Raw genomic sequence first — 16,464 nt, 5'->3', positions numbered from 1 at the left:
TAACTTAAAAAATCTTGTTAAACAATTTGTTTAATATAAAATTTATTTGATATAAAAAAAACCACCAAACTGGTGGTTTTAGTCATTAAGATATCTCATTGATACAACAATAATGGCGGAAGCTGAGAGATTCGAACTCTCGGTGGGCTACAAACCCACGCCGGTTTTCAAGACCGGTGCATTCAACCGCTCTGCCAAGCTTCCAAATATAGCTATTTGTCTTTAAACTCAATCAATAGTTAAGTGTATAGGTTGAGATCATAAGCACATAATCTTACTTAAAATAATGGCGGAAGCTGAGAGATTCGAACTCTCGGTGGGCTACAAACCCACGCCGGTTTTCAAGACCGGTGCATTCAACCGCTCTGCCAAGCTTCCGTAGGCGTGTATTATAGCGATTTTTTGGTAGATTGCAAGCATTTTTTGCTATTTTCTAAAAAATTTTTACTTTATCTTTTAACACTTTTTTAAGATTTTAGTCCCATCGCATAGCTTGCCACCAAAGGCTTAATACCTGGCACTTTATCAAAAATTACCAAGCCCACATTGCGAGCAAATTTCATCATAGGATTGGCATTGCTAAAGCTATCCACCACCGTATCACAAAAGCGGATCACTCGTTTTTGGTCTTTTTGACGAGCCTGTTCATAGGCTCTTAGGTTGGCGAAGTTGCCCAAGTCATAATCAATATTCTGGCGTCTATTAGCACCAAGCATATTTGCCAAAGCATACGCATCTCGCAGGCACAAATTAAACCCTTGTCCTGCCACAGGGTGTAGAGTATGGGCGGCATTCCCCATGATCACGCAACGACCCACAACCTGCCGATGTGCCAACACCTTAGACAGTGGATATGCCCCACGACGACCCACCGCTATAAACTTGCCTGCATCTGACCCGAATACCGTTTGCAAAGTAGCCTTAAAATACTCATCATCTTCAAGATAACGCTTTTGCTCACCAGCCTTGCAAATAAACACCACAGAACGGCGATAACCCTGAGTTGTACCATCTACACCATCACCACGCCCATCAGTCAAAGGCAATACCGCAAGCGGTCCAACAGCCGAAAATTTCTCAATGCCGATATGTTGATGCGGTTTGTCAGTCTCAACTACCCCAACGATACCTACCTGCCCATAATCATGCGTATCAATACCAACCTTTAAAATCTGACGGCTGATGGAATCTTTCCCATCACAGGCAACAACAAGAGGTGCCCACAAACAATGCGTTTTACCATTTTTATGAAAAACCACAGATGCTGATGTGTCATTTTGCTGAATGTCCACAACACTTGCATCATCAATCAAACAAACAAAATCGCTCGCCTGCACCGCCAATAATAACTGGCGACCCATCCACGCATTTTCTATGACCTGACCAAAGCTCTCTACGCCCTCGGCCATCTTATCCAGCTTTGCTCGCCCAAAACCTCCCACTTCGCTAATCTCTACGCCATCAATACGACAAGCATGGCTTTGCATACTCTCCCACAACCCAATTTCAGTATAAATCTGTACCGTACGCCGTGATAATGCTGTATTGCGACTATCTAAATACACAGCACGGTGTTTATCATCATCAGGGCTGATGGCTGGATAGGCAAACTGTTCAATGATTGTACTATAAATACCCTGATGTGCCAGCAGTAACGCCAAAGATAGGCCCACCTGACCACCACCAATAATGATGACATGATTGGTGTCTTGCTGATCATGATGATTTTGGCTTGATGAATCTTGGGTATGATTATCGGTATTGGCAGTTGTTATCATTTTGGTCATCTTATATCAAATTGATATTCATTCATGCAAAAACTAAAACAGCATAAAGCGGATATAAAATTGTACCACAATCCACAAAAACGCACTAAAATTTTTGTTAAACTCATCTTGATATTCACAAAGTAATGATTTTTAAACTCAGTCAAAGCACCCAAACCATGATACAATAATCAGGCCGTTTAGCATAAAAGCTTTCACATCATGAAAACATTTTACACACCTAATTTTATTGAAAAACTCACAATCGCCATGATTGGTTTTTTTGCTTTTTTGCAAGTGTATTCAGTGCAAGCAATTTTACCAATTTTGAAAGCAGATTTTAATGCTTCTGAGGTGGCAATCGGTGTTTCAGTTGGTGCAACCGTGCTGGCAATTGCACTAATCTCACCTTTTATCGGCATATTATCAGACACATTTGGGCGTAAAGTATTCATTGTTGGCTCGCTACTACTTCTTGCCCTGCCCACTGGCATGGTTGGTATGAGTCGCTCGGTAGATGAGCTGTCTGTATGGCGGTTTTTACAAGGTTTGACCATACCTGGCATTACAGTAGTGCTGATTGCTTATATCAGCGAAGAGTACAACAAAAATGTCGCACAAATGACAAGCTTGTATGTCGCAGGGACAGTACTTGGTGGTTTTAGTGGTCGGTTTTTTGCAGGGCATCTTCATGAGCTGATTGGCTGGCGGCAGGCATATCTGGTGATGGCGATTTTAACACTCATTGGTGCAATATGGACACTAAAAACCCTGCCAAACTCTCGGCATTTCATTAAAAGTGGCGATTTTAAAAACGCCTTTACCCTACTGATTTTGCATAGCAAAAACCGTCAGGTTATCAGTGCCTGTATGCTGGGTGGTTGTGTGCTATTTTCATTAGTCGGTTGTTTTACTTTTATTAATCTGCACTTAGCAAGTAGCCCCTACCATTTGGACGCATCACATCTTGCTAACATCTTTTCACTATATCTTATTGGCATGGTCATCACACCCATGTCAAGCAAATTCATCATACGCTTTGGCACGGTAAATGTCATCATCAGTGCAATATTATGTTCAATGATGGGGCTAATAATGACATTGGCCACACCGCTTTGGCTCATCATTATAGGTTTGATTGTCATGTCGTCAGGCGTATTCATTACTCAAGCGGCAACCATCAGCTACATCGGTAGTCAGGTCAGCCAAGGGCGATCGCTTGCCTCTGGTCTATACTATATGGGCTACTATGGCGGTGGTAGCATCGGTGCTTGGGCGTGCGCCATCGCCTATGCACAGGGGCAATGGAAGCTGGCCGTAGCACTCATCACCGCTGTACAAGTGGTGGCATTGATGGTGGCTTGGTTGTTGATGAAAAAACAGGCCAATCAACAACCCCTTAAAAAATGATCAATCCAAGTAAATTTATAAATTTACCTTTAATGGCAAAAGACTCAATAAAAAATCACCAGTTTCAACCCATACATAAAAATATTTCATTAGCAATTTGCATGAAAATATCTTATAATTTTCCCCCAAATGCCTTGTGATTTTATCTGTACCAAATATCATTAACACCACTCATGATAAACACACTGCAATTCACCTTGTGCGTTTGGTCATCAGACCATTTTGTCAAGCCTAAAAAAGCCACCAAAATTCGCACAATTTTTTTATTATTTTTTTTATAAGTGATTGTTTATGAATTATCAAGTGTTTACCTCAGAATCTGTGTCCGAAGGACATCCTGATAAGATGGCTGACCAAATTTCAGACGCTTTGCTAGATGCTATTTTAAGCCAAGACAAGGACGCTCGTGTCGCTTGCGAAACCCTCACCAAAACAGGGGCGGTCATTCTAGCAGGCGAGATCAGCACCCATGCCAATATTGACATCGAGAATATCGTGCGTACCACTGTCAATAAAATCGGCTATAATCATTCAGATTTGGGTTTTGATGGCGACAGCTGTGCGGTCATCAATATGATTGGCAAGCAATCACCTGAAATTGCCCAAGGTGTTGATAGAAGCCGACCAGAAGATCAAGGTGCAGGCGACCAAGGCTTGATGTTTGGCTATGCCACCAACGAAACAGATGTGCTCATGCCAGCACCAATTCAACTCTCGCACCGTTTGATGGAGCGTCAAGCACAATTGCGTAAAGATGGCACGCTAAGCTGGCTACGCCCAGATGCCAAAGCACAAGTTACCCTACGCTATGATGCCAATCACAAACCAGTTGCCATAGATGCTCTTGTGTTATCCACCCAGCATAGTCCAGACATCGGTTATGACGCCCTAAAAGAAGCTGTCATAGAAGAAATCATCAAACCTGTCATTCCAAGTCAATTGCTACACAAAGATACTTTGTATCACATCAACCCAACAGGCAAGTTCATCATCGGTGGCCCTGTGGGTGATGCAGGGCTTACGGGTCGCAAAATTATTGTAGATACTTACGGCGGTATGGCACGACACGGTGGCGGTGCATTCTCTGGTAAAGACCCAAGCAAAGTGGATAGAAGTGCTGCTTATGCAGGTCGCTATGTTGCCAAAAATATTGTCGCTGCTGGTCTTGCTGACCGCTGTGAAGTGCAAATTTCCTATGCCATTGGTGTTGCCGAACCAACCTCTATCTCAGTAAACACCTTTAACACTGGCAAAATCAGCAACCAAAGCATTGAACGCTTAATCCGTGCACATTTTGACCTGCGTCCATATGGCATTACTCATATGCTAGACTTATTACAACCGATGTATGAAATCACTGCCAGCTACGGACACTTTGGGCGGGCAGGCTCAGACAATGCTTTTACTTGGGAAAAAACTGACCGTGCCGATGCTCTACGAGCCGATGCAGGCTTGTAATCAAAGCAGGTTTGGATAAGTTAAGATAAATAAAATAGATTGACAATAAATTGTCAAAATTTGCTATCAAACCAAATGATGCTTCAACATTGTCATTTTGGCAATCATCACAATAAATCAAAAAGAAGGCAAAGTATGCTTCTTGCTCTCTTTTTGATTTTTTACTTCAATTTGTTAAAAATTGATGTTTTGACAGTAAAATTACCCAAAATATCACAAATTTCCAACAATTTAATACAATTAATTCAATAGGAATATCGCATGAACGAACAAGCCAACAAGCCCAATCTAAGTCCTGAGGAATTTCAAGCCCAAGTAAACGCCTTTTATGAGCGTGCTGACGCCTTCATCAATCTTGCCAATAGCCAACTATCACCAAAATCACACGCAGGTCAAGTTGGTTCATCGCTCATGTATGCATCAGCTCGTTATAGTGCTTCTGTTGCTTCAATTGGCTTTATTAAACCAAGCGACTTTGAAAAAGAAAAAGAGGAAATCATCAAATTCTATACCGCCCAATATCAACAAATGCTGTCTGACAATTTAGATGATTATATTAAAAACTTTGAAAAGTATACCAACATCACCAAATGATTGACAAGCAAATGGCTGGCGATGCGATAGGACGGTATTTGGTTTGATGGCATATGCCATCAATCAAGTAGCTTAAAAAAATGCTCACGATAATGACGAAGTTCACGAATAGAATCACGAATGTCATCTAATGCCAAGTGTGCCCCACCCTTTTGATAGCCGCTTGCCACATCAGGACGCCAGCGGTAGCACAGCTCTTTAATGCTTGATACATCTAGGTTGCGGTAATGAAAATAGCGTTCTAATTGGGGCATTTGTCTTGCCAAAAATCTGCGGTCTTGGCAGATTGAATTACCGCACATCGGCGATATGCCCTCAGCACACCATTTAGAAAGAAATTCAATGGTTGCATTTTCAGCATCTGCCAAAGTCGCCGTACTACGACGCACTCGGTCTATTAGACCTGACTGACCGTGTTGCTTCTTATTCCAATCATCCATTGAATTTAGCACGGTATCTGGCACTTTGATGGCAATCACAGGACCCTCAGCTAGGATATTTAAATCATCATCGGTTACAATGGTAGCAATCTCAATGATTTCATCATTAAGTGTGTCAAGCCCTGTCATCTCCAAGTCAATCCAGATGAGTGCTTTTTTGGTGTTTTTTTTGGATTTTGAAGGTTTTGGGTGGGTGATGTTAATTTTACCGTTCATGATTTGACCATTATGAAAATAAATCCAAGCATTGTATCATACCTTGTGTTAGCTTGATAGCCCATTGTTTAATCCATCATTAAAATGCCTTAATTAAAATACTGTTTGCAAGTCATGACCTGCAATTTAACTAAAAACCCAACATACAACTGCACAATCACAAAGCCAAAAATGTGTTTTTTTGGTATAATGATCAAACATTCATCAATCACCATTTGTCATGCCCAAAAAAACATTAAAAAAATGGCTACCTACACCAGAAAAGCTGCATGAAAATCGCATCATGAAGTGGTTCGCACCTTTTATTACAGACCCACGCCTATGGCATATGCACCGTGATGCTCTGACAAGAGCGGTGTACATTGGCGTATTATGTGCCTTTTTCCCCCTGCCAGGGCAAATGCCACTTGCCATCATTGGTGCATTATTAATCCGTGCAAATATCCCTATGGCCGTTGCACTCACTTGGATCACCAATCCCTTAACGACCATTCCTGTATTTTGGTTTGCATATTCGTTAGGTGCATTCATCTTAGGCGAACCTGTGATTGGCATTCGTACAATTGGCGTGATTTTATCTGAATTTACACTATGGGTGGCAGGTCAAGGGGCAAACCCCTTTATGCATCATCTATTTTCACTAAAAGCCTTTATAGTGGGCTTGACCGTCTGTGCAATCATCACCAGTATCATACTTGGGCTTTTATTTCGTTGGATATTTCACTACCACATCATCAGTACTTGGCAAAAACGGGCAGGTTATAACGCCCAAGCACCCAAATTTAATACTCAAAAAGGGCATAAACAACGAGAGTTGGCACAGACCCAACAACATCAAGAAGATGAAGATTTTTCTATTTGATGAATCTCTTGCTTTAAAAAAACCCATCAAATCCATTGACCACCACGCATTTCTAGCTGTCTATCGGCCCGTGCAGCAAGCTGTCTGTCATGTGTTACCATAAGCAATGCTGTACCAAAAGCATCTTGTAAATCCGACAACAACTCAAACACCGTTTGAGCATTATCATCATCTAAATTACCTGTTGGCTCATCTGCTAAAATCAGCTTTGGATTGGTAATAAGAGCACGAGCAATCGCCACACGCTGTCGTTCGCCACCAGATAATTCGCTGGGTCTGTGATGTGTGCGGTGCGATAATCCCACCTTGTCTAGCATTGCATCAGCTCGCCTACGCGCCTCATTAATAGCAACATCAGAACGCATCAGTAGTGGCATGGCAACATTTTCTGTAGCAGTAAATTCAGGTAGCAGATGGTGAAATTGATAGATAAACCCCAGATACTGGTTACGCAATTGACCACGCTCAGTTTCGTTCAGATGATTAAGGCACTTGCCATCAATCCAAACCTCACCTGTTGTCGGTATGTCCAGCCCACCAAGCAAATGTAGCAGCGTACTCTTACCAGAGCCACTACTGCCCACAATGGCAATGCGTTCGCCTGCATGAACCATCAAATCTAGACCCATCAGTACAGGCGTTCTGATCCTGCCCTCATCATAAACTTTAGTTATGTTATCAGCTTTTAAAATAATACTCATCATTCATCCTTATTCATAACGCAAAGCCTGAGCTGGCTGAATGCGAGATGCACGCAAAGCAGGGTAAATTGTCATAAAAAAACTTAGTAAAAATGAAGCAACCACAATCAAGATGATATCAAATACCTCAATTTGTGTTGGCAAAAAGTCTACAGGATACGCCCCTGATGTTAATAACGACACACCAAAAATCTGCCCAATATAAGTAACAATATCATTAACAGTAAAAGTCAAAGCAAGCCCTAAAATCGTCCCTGCAATCGTACCAATCACACCAATAATCATACCCTGCACGATGAACACTTGCATGACAAGCTTTGATGATGCACCAAAAGTCTTTAAGATTGCAATGTCGGATTTTTTATCTGTAACAAGCATGATAAGACTAGACACAATATTAAAAGCAGCAACAATGACGATTAAAAATAACAATAAGCCAATGATGGACTTTTCCATCTTGACTGCATTAAACAAATTGCCATGTGTCATTGTCCAATCGGTAGGATATAAATTGACATCAAGGCTGGCTGCCTTTCTGGCTGCATCAGGTGCTTGAAAGATATCATGAGTCAATAATCTTACGCCCTGAGCACCCTCTGGCAATCTCAACATCACACCTGCATCACGCATGGCAACAAATCCCATCACACCATCAACATCTTTACTGATATGATAAGTCCCCACCAAAGTAAACTGCTTAAATCTAGGAATCACACCCACCAATGATGGAGAGGCCTCAGGTAGCACAAGCGTTACTTTTTCACCCACACTCACGCCCATGTTCTGAGCCATACCCTCACCAAGCACAATGCCAAATTCACCTGATTTTAAGCTGGTCAGAGCACCTTGCGTCATATAATCATCAACGATGGATACATTTTTTTCAAGCTCTGGTACAATACCAAATACCATGACGCCTGAAACCTGCCCATTTGCCGCCAGCATTCCTTGCAATTGAATGAATGGTGCGGTCGCTTTGACATTATCATCTTTTTTAATGATGGTATCAGAAATCTCCTGCCAGTTTGGCATGATGTCATAAGACATGACAGACGCCTGTGGTATCATGCCCAAAATGCGAGTTTTCATCTCACGATCAAAACCATTCATGACCGACAGCACCGTAATCAGTGCTGCCACGCCAAGCGTCAGCCCAATCATTGAAATGAACGAAATGAACGAGATAAAGCCATTTTTGCGTTCAGCTTTGGTATATCTTAATCCAATAAACAACGCCAAAGGACGAAACATAGAATTTTCTCAAAAAAAATAAATAACTGTATAGTTTACACCATTTGGTTATTTTTTTGGTTATTTTTGAGATGATAATTAGCGGACAACACACCGTTTTTTTAAATTAACATTTAAATTGACACTCAAATAACGCTCATGCCTTGATTTTTTAGGGAATACCCCTTATTAAAACAGCAATTGTTTATGAGAAAATACCATGAATCAAATACGCTATACCTACAAACACGAAGTTCCACCCAACAAAATAGATTTGCCTGGCAATGAAAATGCAGGCCACGCAGACCATTGGGCCATCTTGACAGAAAACATCAGTGAAGATGTTCCAAATTGGCTACAAGCAATGCTTAATAATCCCAGCTTACCAAATGGCTTGATAAAAAGCCACCCATCAGACAATAAGTTGCTCATCGCAAACGATACACCCTGCCATATCAAGCAGATATTAAGCCTAGAAAATGGTACACCAAAAGCATTCATCAATGCTTTTCCTGCGGTAGATAGTCCTTATGGTGTTGAGTGTCAAATTGAACGCATCATTCGCTGTAATGCAACATCTGATGCCATTTTACGCCTTAAAACCAAAGACGGCACCATCATTTATGCTTTTGATCAGCTATACGCCATTAATCATACCGAATACAAAACACCAAAAACCTATTATGTCAATCTAAGTGCATGGGCGTACAACATCAAACCAAGCAACCAAGAAGAAACCATCTTGATTGATGACCCCATCGCCATTCGCTATCATCGTGCATTTAACGACATTGTCAGTGCCAACAATGGACAAGTTCCAGATGATGTTGAAGAACAAATCCGCACATGGACACCCACCGATCTTACAGATGGTGAAAGCCTTGCACCTGTTGAGATTAATTTTGGCCACAGTTGCATTTATTTGTTTGGTGAGACATTTGGTCAAGAAGATGAATCATGGTGCCAAGGTCAGGTATTGGGCATCAGCAGAGACAGTTTTTTTGATAAAGAATTGATGTTATTTGATGTGGTCATTCTCAAAGAGCCTGATGCTACACCACTTGTAGTACGCATTGCTGCCATGGCCGATGAAACCACACAAGCCATTAAGGTAAATGATTTTATTCAAGCAAACATTTGGCTACAAGCAGCCATCTATGCTCAAAACCAACGCCCCTAACTTGATACCCTTAACGGTTTTTTAATTCACCATCAACCACAAAAAAACTAAGTCAAAAGCCAAATTAATGAGTTTGGCTTTTTTTTGTTGACCAATAAAAATGGTTGAAAAAAAGATGGTGAAATTAAAAAACAAAATAAAAAAAAGAGCCAAATGCTGGCCCTTTTTTCGTGGAGTGACTAAAATGATGGTCTAAGTACTATCATCATTCAGTTGGATTTTGAGATAGTGAACGCACATAAGCAGCCAATAGCATGATACGCTCATTACCCAATTTGGTTTGCCACTCTGGCATCACACCCGAACGACCATGACGAATGGTGGTGCGAATGGTTTCACGATCTCCACCAAACAACCAAATATCATCAGTTAAGTTTGGTGCACCCATTGCGGTCAATCCCTTAGCATCTGGACCATGGCAGAGCACACAGTTTTGCTCAAAAATGGCTTTACCTTGTGCAATTTGTGCTTTATTTAACTCATAGCCATTTTGATTGCCAGAAATATCCAACACATATTCAGCCGCTGCACGAACACCAGACTCGCCAAGTTGCTTTTGCCAAGCTGCCATCGCACCCACACGGCCATTATGAATGGTAAGCAAGATATTTTCAGCTTCACCACCGTACAACCAGTCATTATCCGTTAGGTTTGGATAGCCTGTTGCACCTTTGGCATTTGAGCCATGACACAGTGCACAGTTTTGCAAAAATAGACGGCTACCTACCTTTAAGGCCTCTGGATCAGCAGACAGTTTGTCCACATAAGGGGCAAGCAACTTAACTTGCTCATCGATTTGCCCTTGTAACTCAGGCGACGGTTCAGCCTTACCTTTATTTTGTAGTTGCAGTTCATTAAGCTTTGCAAGTACGGCTGTGGCTTCTGTCGCCCCTGCATTTGCCAAAATACCTTGTTCAAAGTTTTCAGTAAATACTTTATTGTTGGCTTGAAGCTGACTGTTTAGCTCGTTTTCTGATGTCCAAGGCACAGCCTGACCATCAACCTCAACTGTTGTAATGCCTTTCCAAGCATTTGGCTGAATGGCAGGGAACAAGATAAAGTAGCCCAAACCCCAAGTTAATGTACCGAAGAAAATCACAAGCCACCATTTTGGTAATGGCTTATCATATTCTCTAATACCATCATATGAATGACCTGTCGTCTCATCTTCTTCTAAGACAGGTTTAGATTTTAGTGTCCACACTAACACGCCGAAGATAAATAACCAACAGCCGAGTGATAGGACAGTAATCCAAGAACCCCAAAAAAAGCTCATTGTATATCCTTAGTGCGCCCTTTTAATGACAGAACATCGCTGTCATCGAGCGCAAGTTGTGCATCTTCTTCAAAGCGTTTCTTATTTTTTGGTGAATATGCCCACCATGCGATGGCGATGAAAGCAATAAGTGCCATCACCGTCGCAATACTGTGTAAAACGCCCCAGTTCATTAGCGTTGACCTTGCATCGCAATACCAAGTTGCTGTAGGTAGGCAACCACCGCATCAAGCTCGGTTGCACCCTGCACTTGGTCAGGTGCTGCTTCAATGTCTTGCTCGGTGTAAGGCAAGCCAAAACGATCTTTAAACAGACGCATTTTTTGTTGCACTTTGACACCATTAACTTCATTCTTGGCAAGCCAAGGATAAGATGGCATGACAGAATCAGGAACAACAGAACGCGGATTAGTCAGATGATCAACATGCCATTGGTCTGAATAACGGCCACCCACACGAGCCAAATCAGGGCCAGTACGCTTAGAACCCCACAAGAAAGGGTGATCCCAAGTTGATTCTGCCGCACGGCTATATGGTCCATAACGCTCAACTTCGGCACGGAGCGGACGCACCATTTGCGTATGACACACATGGCAACCTTCACGGATATAAATATCACGACCTTCAAGCTCTAAAGCTGTCCAAGGACGCATATTTGGCAACGGTTTGTTGACCCCGCCTTCATTAGGTGCATTGGTATCAAAAATCAGCGGTACAATCTCAACTAAGGTTGCAAAGCTAATGGCAATGACAATAAAGACGACCAGTAAACCTGTATTTTTTTCTACAATTTCATGAGTTATATTTGACATGACTCTCCCCTTTAAGCCTTGACAGTGTCATTATCAAACACTTCATCACGACCAGTATTCACCTCTTCTGGCTCAGCGATTCGCTCAGGAACACTTGGCATTTTGATGGTCTTGTAGCAGTTATAGGCCATGACAAACATACCAGCCACATACAATGCACCACCTAATGCACGCACCACAAATGGCCAATGTGATACCACAACCGTCTGAATGAAGTCATATGCCAAAGTACCATCTGGATTGGTAGCACGCCACATCATGCCTTGAGTGATACCAGAAATCCACAATGCAACAATATACAAAACCGTGCCTGTGGTCGCAAGCCAAAAATGCACAGTAATCAGGTTGGTTGAGTACATTTTCGCCTTATTCCAAATGCGTGGCAATAACACATAGATAGAACCGATGGTAATCATACCCACCCAGCCAAGTGCACCAGAGTGAACATGACCTACCGTCCAGTCGGTATTATGACTGATGGCGTTTACTGCCTTGATAGATAACATCGGACCTTCAAAGGTACTCATTGCGTAGAATGACAGAGCAACAATCAAGAAACGAATGATTGGGTCAGTACGAAGTTTATCCCAACTGCCTGATAGTGTTAGCACACCATTAATCATGCCACCCCAAGATGGTGCAAATAGAATGAGCGAGAACACCATACCTAAAGACTGGGTCCAATCTGGCAATGCTGAATAGTGCAGATGGTGTCCGCCTGCCCACATATATGATGCAATCAGTGCCCAAAAGTGAACAATAGACAGACGATAAGAATAAACAGGGCGACCGACCTGCACAGGAATAAAGTAATACATCATACCCAAAAATGCAGCCGTCAGGTAGAAACCTACTGCATTATGGCCGTACCACCATTGCACCATTGCATCTGTTGCACCGCCATACAATGAATATGACTTGAATAGACCTACTGGAACTGCCAAGTTATTAACAATATGTAGTAACGCAATCGTAATGATGAATGCTGCAAAAAACCAGTTTGCCACATAAATGTGTGAGGTCTGACGCTTAATCAAAGTACCAAAAAATACGATGGCATAAGCAACCCACACAAGGGCAATCATAATGTCTATCGGCCATTCTAGCTCGGCATATTCTTTGGCAGAGGTGATACCTAGCGGAAGGGTGATGACCGCAGAGACAATGATCGCCTGCCAACCCCAAAAGGTGAACCACGCCAAGTATGGTGCAAACAGTCGTGTCTTACAAGTACGCTGTACAATGTAATAAGATGTGGCAAAAAGTGCCGATCCACCGAACGCAAAAATCACCGCATTCGTATGAAGCGGTCTTAATCGTCCAAAAGATAGCCAAGATGTATCAAAGTTAAGTGCTGGCCATGCAAGCTGAGATGCGATGAACACACCCACTGTCATGCCAATAATACCCCAAAATACCGCCATGATGGTAAAGAAACGCACAATCGTGATTTCATGTTCATGGTCAATATTCGGTGCTACTGCTGTTTTAGTTAGACTCATTGGATATTTTCCTGTGCAGCCCGATTTATATAGCGATATTGTTGGTTTTAGCCATTTGCCTTAATTTTGGCAAACATATAACAACAATATTTTCAACGCTTTTTGAGTTATATTTGTATATTTTAACGCAAAGTGCCATAAATATCATCAACTCTAAGCAAATAACCGCAAAAAATCCTTAATTTTTTTAAGGAAAATACAACAAAGACCATCAGAATCTATCCAATATGTGCATTGTCGGTGCTTGCTTAGCTGTGATTAGCTTGGCTTGCGTTTTATAAGCTAAACTGCTTATACCTAAATTGAACCAATTCCATGTTACTATCATGGAATTATTAAAATTCTTCAACCGCTATTATACAACACAAATGTAAATTTTAGACCATATTTTGTAAAAATATTTGATTTTTTGGCAATATTTTTGAGGTTTGGCAATATTTTTGAGGTTTGGCAATATTTTTTGTCAATTTTTTGCAAAATTTGCCAATATCAACCACCATCAAAATATTAAAATTTGTTTCAAGCCAACTTTTTTTGCTAACCAAAAGCTCATTCAATCTTTAATTGTTAAAATGATTAGACGGTAATTTGTGGATAATCTGTGCATATATAAGATTTTTTTAGTAAATTACTTTATAATGACTTGTTTTTAGTCGGTCATAAATTTATAGGAATATTCATGGCACAATTTTTATCTCAGTCATGGTTTGATATCGTCAATACCCTAAATGAACAAGCCCCCACGCTCAATCTACCCCCTGCATTGGCAAATCTTGTGATGAATGCAACGGTAGAGCAAGACAAGCCTGTTTTATTACACCTAAAAGACGGTAAAATTCACCAAGGTCATGCAAAGGGTGCTACCGCCAGTGTCATCATTGACAACAACACACTCAGTGATATTCTAACAACAGGCGACATTAATATCGCCATTGAGGCTTTTATGATGGGAAAAATTCGCATTGATGGCGACATGAGTGCCGTGATGTCTTTGCAATCTACAAAGCCAAGCCCAGAACAAAAAACACTTTTTAAAGAAATTTTAAAAATCACCGAGTTTTGATACATATAGCAAAGCTTAACATCAAATAGCACATTGATATTATCCAACCAGCTTCAACTATCATAAAAAAACCGCTCATTCATTGATGAGCGGTTTTTTTATGATGGTTGAAATTTAACCAATTGATGGTTATTTAAAGCTACTTGTCTGCACTGTCATCTACACGAGCATAGACAGTAACATCAACCTCTACACGACGGTTTGGCTGTAAGCAGATGATTTGCTGAGCTTTTGGTGCTTTGATATCGCACACAACATCTGGCAATGGCTGAGACTCACCTGCACCTGATGCTGTTAGAGTGCTTGGTGTTACACCCTTAGAAATCAGATACTGACGAACCGTATTAGCACGAAGCATGGATAAGTTCATATTATACAAATCATCGCCATAACGGTCGGTATGACCTGTCAGATGAATACGAGATTCGCCACGCTGTTCCCATTCAAGCAATTTTGTTGCCAAATCATCAAGCTTTACACGCCCTGCTGGTAGCATATCTTCTAATTTCCATTTATCAAACATGAATAAAGCATCTGCTTCTAGATTGATACGCTCTTTGATGATTGGAGTGGGAACTGTTGGAGCGGTTGGAGCGGTTGGAGCGGTTGGAGCGGTTGGAGCGGTTGGAGCGGTTGGAGAAAGAACCACAACTGGAGCAGGTGGCATGACAGGCGTAGCAACAGGTGGCTTGGCGTAAGCAGCACAGTCCGCTGGCAGCCAATAAAACTCTTGACCATGAAAATTATCATCAAAGATGATTTTGTATTGGCAGACTTTCACGCTGTCGTCCGCTTTATAAAACTTCATGATGTAGTCCCACTCACGAGCACGATTAGCTTCATTAAAATGTGGGCGACCGATCAACTGATACAATTCGTCTTTAGCAATACCAGAGCGAATCTTGCTTAGATTCTCACGATTTGGAAATTGGCCATCTTTTTGCCAAGCGTCATCAAGCTTGGGAAAATAGATATCCTTGGCAGCAATTGTACCTTTGCTTGTAATATTTTGGCTGATTTGCTTTGTACCCATACAGCCAGTCATTATAAATGCTGTCATCGCAATGCTTAACGCAGTAATTTTTTTCATGATGTTATCCTAAATAACAAAAAATCAATACTTTATCAATATCATATAAAATTGATAGTGCCACACCTTAATGTTTTTATTAAGATGTGGCACGATGCTCATCAAGCTTAGAAGTGGAACCCTGCACCCACTGCACCACCTGCATTACCCTTGGTATCAGCAGAACCAGACATTTTAAGCACCCAGCGACCATTATCAGACAGCTTGGATAAACCAACGGCGACTGCACCCTCACCATTATAGCTGGCAACACCACCGGTCAGCATTGACTTACCTGGAATATATGCTTGTGGCAAAGATGCCATTGCCATTGCTGATGAAGTGCCTGCGTTGGCATTACTTTGCACATCGCCGATGCGTGCATTTAGTCTATTGCCTAGCGCATCAAGCTGTGCCAAATTTACCGCATCACTTGGCGCTTTCCCTGCTGCTACATTATGAATGGTTACAGGCGCATTGACATAGCCACCCACCAAAGTTACATCATTGCTTGGCGTAGCAGGAGTCGCTTTGCCATCGGCATCACTATACTGCACAGGGCGCACACCTACTGGACCTACTGAACCTACTAGACCTGCTGGACCGGCTACACCTGCTTCACCTTTAGGACCTACTGGGCCTGCTGGACCTGCTGGACCGGCTACACCTGCTTCACCTTTAGGACCTGCTGGGCCTGCTGGACCGGCTACACCTGCTTCACCTTTAGGACCTGCTGGACCTGCTGGACCGGCTACACCTGCTTCACCTTTAGGACCTGCTGGACCTGCTGGACCTTGAGGACCGATAGCACCTGCTGGACCTGCTGGACCTGCTGGACCGATGGCACCAGTATCACCTTTAGGACCTGTGTCGCCTTTAGGACCTG

16 protein-coding genes and 2 tRNA genes are annotated in these 16,464 nt (G+C 42.0%); 6 read left to right on the top strand and 12 right to left on the bottom strand.

The genetic code is table 11. The features are described from left to right. Positions 1–113 precede the first annotated feature (113 nt). The 3 genes from U9670_RS02575 to U9670_RS02565 all read right to left on the bottom strand — a co-directional run bounded on the left by U9670_RS02575 (position 114) and on the right by U9670_RS02565 (position 1,778). Positions 114–204: transfer RNA gene (locus U9670_RS02575), tRNA-Ser, on the bottom strand. 83 nt (positions 205–287) lie between these two features. Next, positions 288–378: transfer RNA gene (locus U9670_RS02570), tRNA-Ser, on the bottom strand. Positions 379–467: 89 nt separating this feature from the next. Further along, a complete protein-coding gene (locus U9670_RS02565) occupies positions 468–1,778 on the bottom strand; it encodes an FAD-dependent monooxygenase (RefSeq protein ID WP_416381476.1) in 1,311 nt (436 codons plus the stop codon). A 210-nt stretch (positions 1,779–1,988) separates the two neighbouring features. Between U9670_RS02565 and U9670_RS02560 the strand changes: the two genes are divergently transcribed. The 3 genes from U9670_RS02560 (at position 1,989) to U9670_RS02550 (ending at position 5,228) form a co-directional block, all read left to right on the top strand. After that, positions 1,989–3,176, top strand: a complete 1,188-nt coding sequence (locus tag U9670_RS02560; RefSeq protein ID WP_323842457.1) for an MFS transporter — start codon at positions 1,989–1,991, stop codon at positions 3,174–3,176. Positions 3,177–3,467: 291 nt separating this feature from the next. After that, entirely contained in the window at positions 3,468–4,634 is a 1,167-nt protein-coding gene (metK, locus tag U9670_RS02555) for a methionine adenosyltransferase (protein WP_323842456.1), read from the top strand. Positions 4,635–4,895: 261 nt separating this feature from the next. Then, on the top strand, positions 4,896–5,228 hold the full coding sequence (locus U9670_RS02550; protein ID WP_323842455.1) for a DUF3144 domain-containing protein: 333 nt from the start codon (positions 4,896–4,898) through the stop codon (positions 5,226–5,228). 59 nt (positions 5,229–5,287) lie between these two features. On the opposite strand, the gene orn is transcribed toward U9670_RS02550, so the two are convergent. Beyond that, positions 5,288–5,884, bottom strand: a complete 597-nt coding sequence (gene orn / locus U9670_RS02545; RefSeq protein ID WP_323842454.1) for an oligoribonuclease — start codon at positions 5,882–5,884, stop codon at positions 5,288–5,290. Between the two features lie 283 nt (positions 5,885–6,167). Here orn and U9670_RS02540 point away from each other — a divergent pair, with 283 nt between their 5' ends. Next, positions 6,168–6,746: a DUF2062 domain-containing protein gene (locus tag U9670_RS02540; protein WP_323842624.1), complete on the top strand. Its 579-nt coding sequence runs from the start codon at positions 6,168–6,170 to the stop codon at positions 6,744–6,746. A gap of 26 nt (positions 6,747–6,772) precedes the next feature. On the opposite strand, the gene lolD is transcribed toward U9670_RS02540, so the two are convergent. Beyond that, positions 6,773–7,447 (bottom strand): lipoprotein-releasing ABC transporter ATP-binding protein LolD, encoded by a 675-nt coding sequence (lolD, locus tag U9670_RS02535; RefSeq protein ID WP_323842452.1) that lies wholly within the window; start codon positions 7,445–7,447, stop codon positions 6,773–6,775. 9 nt (positions 7,448–7,456) lie between these two features. Further along, positions 7,457–8,698 (bottom strand): lipoprotein-releasing ABC transporter permease subunit, encoded by a 1,242-nt coding sequence (locus tag U9670_RS02530; protein ID WP_323842451.1) that lies wholly within the window; start codon positions 8,696–8,698, stop codon positions 7,457–7,459. Between the two features lie 199 nt (positions 8,699–8,897). Between U9670_RS02530 and U9670_RS02525 the strand changes: the two genes are divergently transcribed. Continuing rightward, positions 8,898–9,857 (top strand): hypothetical protein, encoded by a 960-nt coding sequence (locus U9670_RS02525; RefSeq protein WP_323842450.1) that lies wholly within the window; start codon positions 8,898–8,900, stop codon positions 9,855–9,857. Between the two features lie 205 nt (positions 9,858–10,062). On the opposite strand, the gene ccoP is transcribed toward U9670_RS02525, so the two are convergent. Genes ccoP through ccoN form a run of 4 tightly spaced genes read right to left on the bottom strand, consistent with a single transcriptional unit; the run spans position 10,063 to position 13,446 of the window. Beyond that, complete coding sequence (ccoP, locus tag U9670_RS02520; protein WP_323842449.1) at positions 10,063–11,133, bottom strand: cytochrome-c oxidase, cbb3-type subunit III; 1,071 nt, start codon at positions 11,131–11,133, stop codon at positions 10,063–10,065. Continuing rightward, positions 11,130–11,306 carry a cbb3-type cytochrome oxidase subunit 3 gene (locus U9670_RS02515; RefSeq protein ID WP_323842448.1) on the bottom strand — a complete coding sequence of 59 codons (177 nt, stop codon included), beginning with the start codon at positions 11,304–11,306 and terminating at the stop codon, positions 11,130–11,132. Before U9670_RS02515 ends, ccoP begins: the two co-directional genes overlap by 4 nt. Continuing rightward, on the bottom strand, positions 11,306–11,944 hold the full coding sequence (ccoO, locus tag U9670_RS02510) for a cytochrome-c oxidase, cbb3-type subunit II (RefSeq protein WP_323842447.1): 639 nt from the start codon (positions 11,942–11,944) through the stop codon (positions 11,306–11,308). The genes U9670_RS02515 and ccoO overlap by 1 nt, the downstream gene beginning before the upstream one ends. A gap of 11 nt (positions 11,945–11,955) precedes the next feature. Beyond that, on the bottom strand, positions 11,956–13,446 hold the full coding sequence (gene ccoN / locus U9670_RS02505) for a cytochrome-c oxidase, cbb3-type subunit I (protein ID WP_323842446.1): 1,491 nt from the start codon (positions 13,444–13,446) through the stop codon (positions 11,956–11,958). Between the two features lie 679 nt (positions 13,447–14,125). Here ccoN and U9670_RS02500 point away from each other — a divergent pair. Beyond that, entirely contained in the window at positions 14,126–14,509 is a 384-nt protein-coding gene (locus U9670_RS02500; protein ID WP_323842445.1) for an SCP2 sterol-binding domain-containing protein, read from the top strand. A 139-nt stretch (positions 14,510–14,648) separates the two neighbouring features. Here U9670_RS02500 and U9670_RS02495 read toward each other — a convergent pair whose 3' ends face one another. Further along, positions 14,649–15,599, bottom strand: coding sequence for an OmpA family protein (locus U9670_RS02495; RefSeq protein ID WP_323842444.1), 951 nt, complete (start codon positions 15,597–15,599; stop codon positions 14,649–14,651). 107 nt (positions 15,600–15,706) lie between these two features. Next, positions 15,707–16,464 (bottom strand): YadA-like family protein (locus tag U9670_RS02490; RefSeq protein ID WP_323842443.1); only part of this gene is annotated, 758 nt, incomplete at its 5' end.

Source organism: Moraxella tarda (assembly GCF_035181405.1).
GTDB lineage: Bacteria > Pseudomonadota > Gammaproteobacteria > Pseudomonadales > Moraxellaceae > Moraxella.
Note: the sequence above shows the minus strand (reverse complement) of the source record. Positions and strands in the feature narration are given on the sequence as shown.

Coding starts and splice junctions, on each gene's coding strand:
- U9670_RS02565 (WP_416381476.1), bottom strand. CDS start 1,778: ATGATAACAACTGCCAATACCGATAATCATACCCAAGATTCATCAAGC.
- U9670_RS02560 (WP_323842457.1), top strand. CDS start 1,989: ATGAAAACATTTTACACACCTAATTTTATTGAAAAACTCACAATCGCC.
- metK (WP_323842456.1), top strand. CDS start 3,468: ATGAATTATCAAGTGTTTACCTCAGAATCTGTGTCCGAAGGACATCCT.
- U9670_RS02550 (WP_323842455.1), top strand. CDS start 4,896: ATGAACGAACAAGCCAACAAGCCCAATCTAAGTCCTGAGGAATTTCAA.
- orn (WP_323842454.1), bottom strand. CDS start 5,884: ATGAACGGTAAAATTAACATCACCCACCCAAAACCTTCAAAATCCAAA.
- U9670_RS02540 (WP_323842624.1), top strand. CDS start 6,168: ATGAAGTGGTTCGCACCTTTTATTACAGACCCACGCCTATGGCATATG.
- lolD (WP_323842452.1), bottom strand. CDS start 7,447: ATGAGTATTATTTTAAAAGCTGATAACATAACTAAAGTTTATGATGAG.
- U9670_RS02530 (WP_323842451.1), bottom strand. CDS start 8,698: ATGTTTCGTCCTTTGGCGTTGTTTATTGGATTAAGATATACCAAAGCT.
- U9670_RS02525 (WP_323842450.1), top strand. CDS start 8,898: ATGAATCAAATACGCTATACCTACAAACACGAAGTTCCACCCAACAAA.
- ccoP (WP_323842449.1), bottom strand. CDS start 11,133: ATGAGCTTTTTTTGGGGTTCTTGGATTACTGTCCTATCACTCGGCTGT.
- U9670_RS02515 (WP_323842448.1), bottom strand. CDS start 11,306: ATGAACTGGGGCGTTTTACACAGTATTGCGACGGTGATGGCACTTATT.
- ccoO (WP_323842447.1), bottom strand. CDS start 11,944: ATGTCAAATATAACTCATGAAATTGTAGAAAAAAATACAGGTTTACTG.
- ccoN (WP_323842446.1), bottom strand. CDS start 13,446: ATGAGTCTAACTAAAACAGCAGTAGCACCGAATATTGACCATGAACAT.
- U9670_RS02500 (WP_323842445.1), top strand. CDS start 14,126: ATGGCACAATTTTTATCTCAGTCATGGTTTGATATCGTCAATACCCTA.
- U9670_RS02495 (WP_323842444.1), bottom strand. CDS start 15,599: ATGAAAAAAATTACTGCGTTAAGCATTGCGATGACAGCATTTATAATG.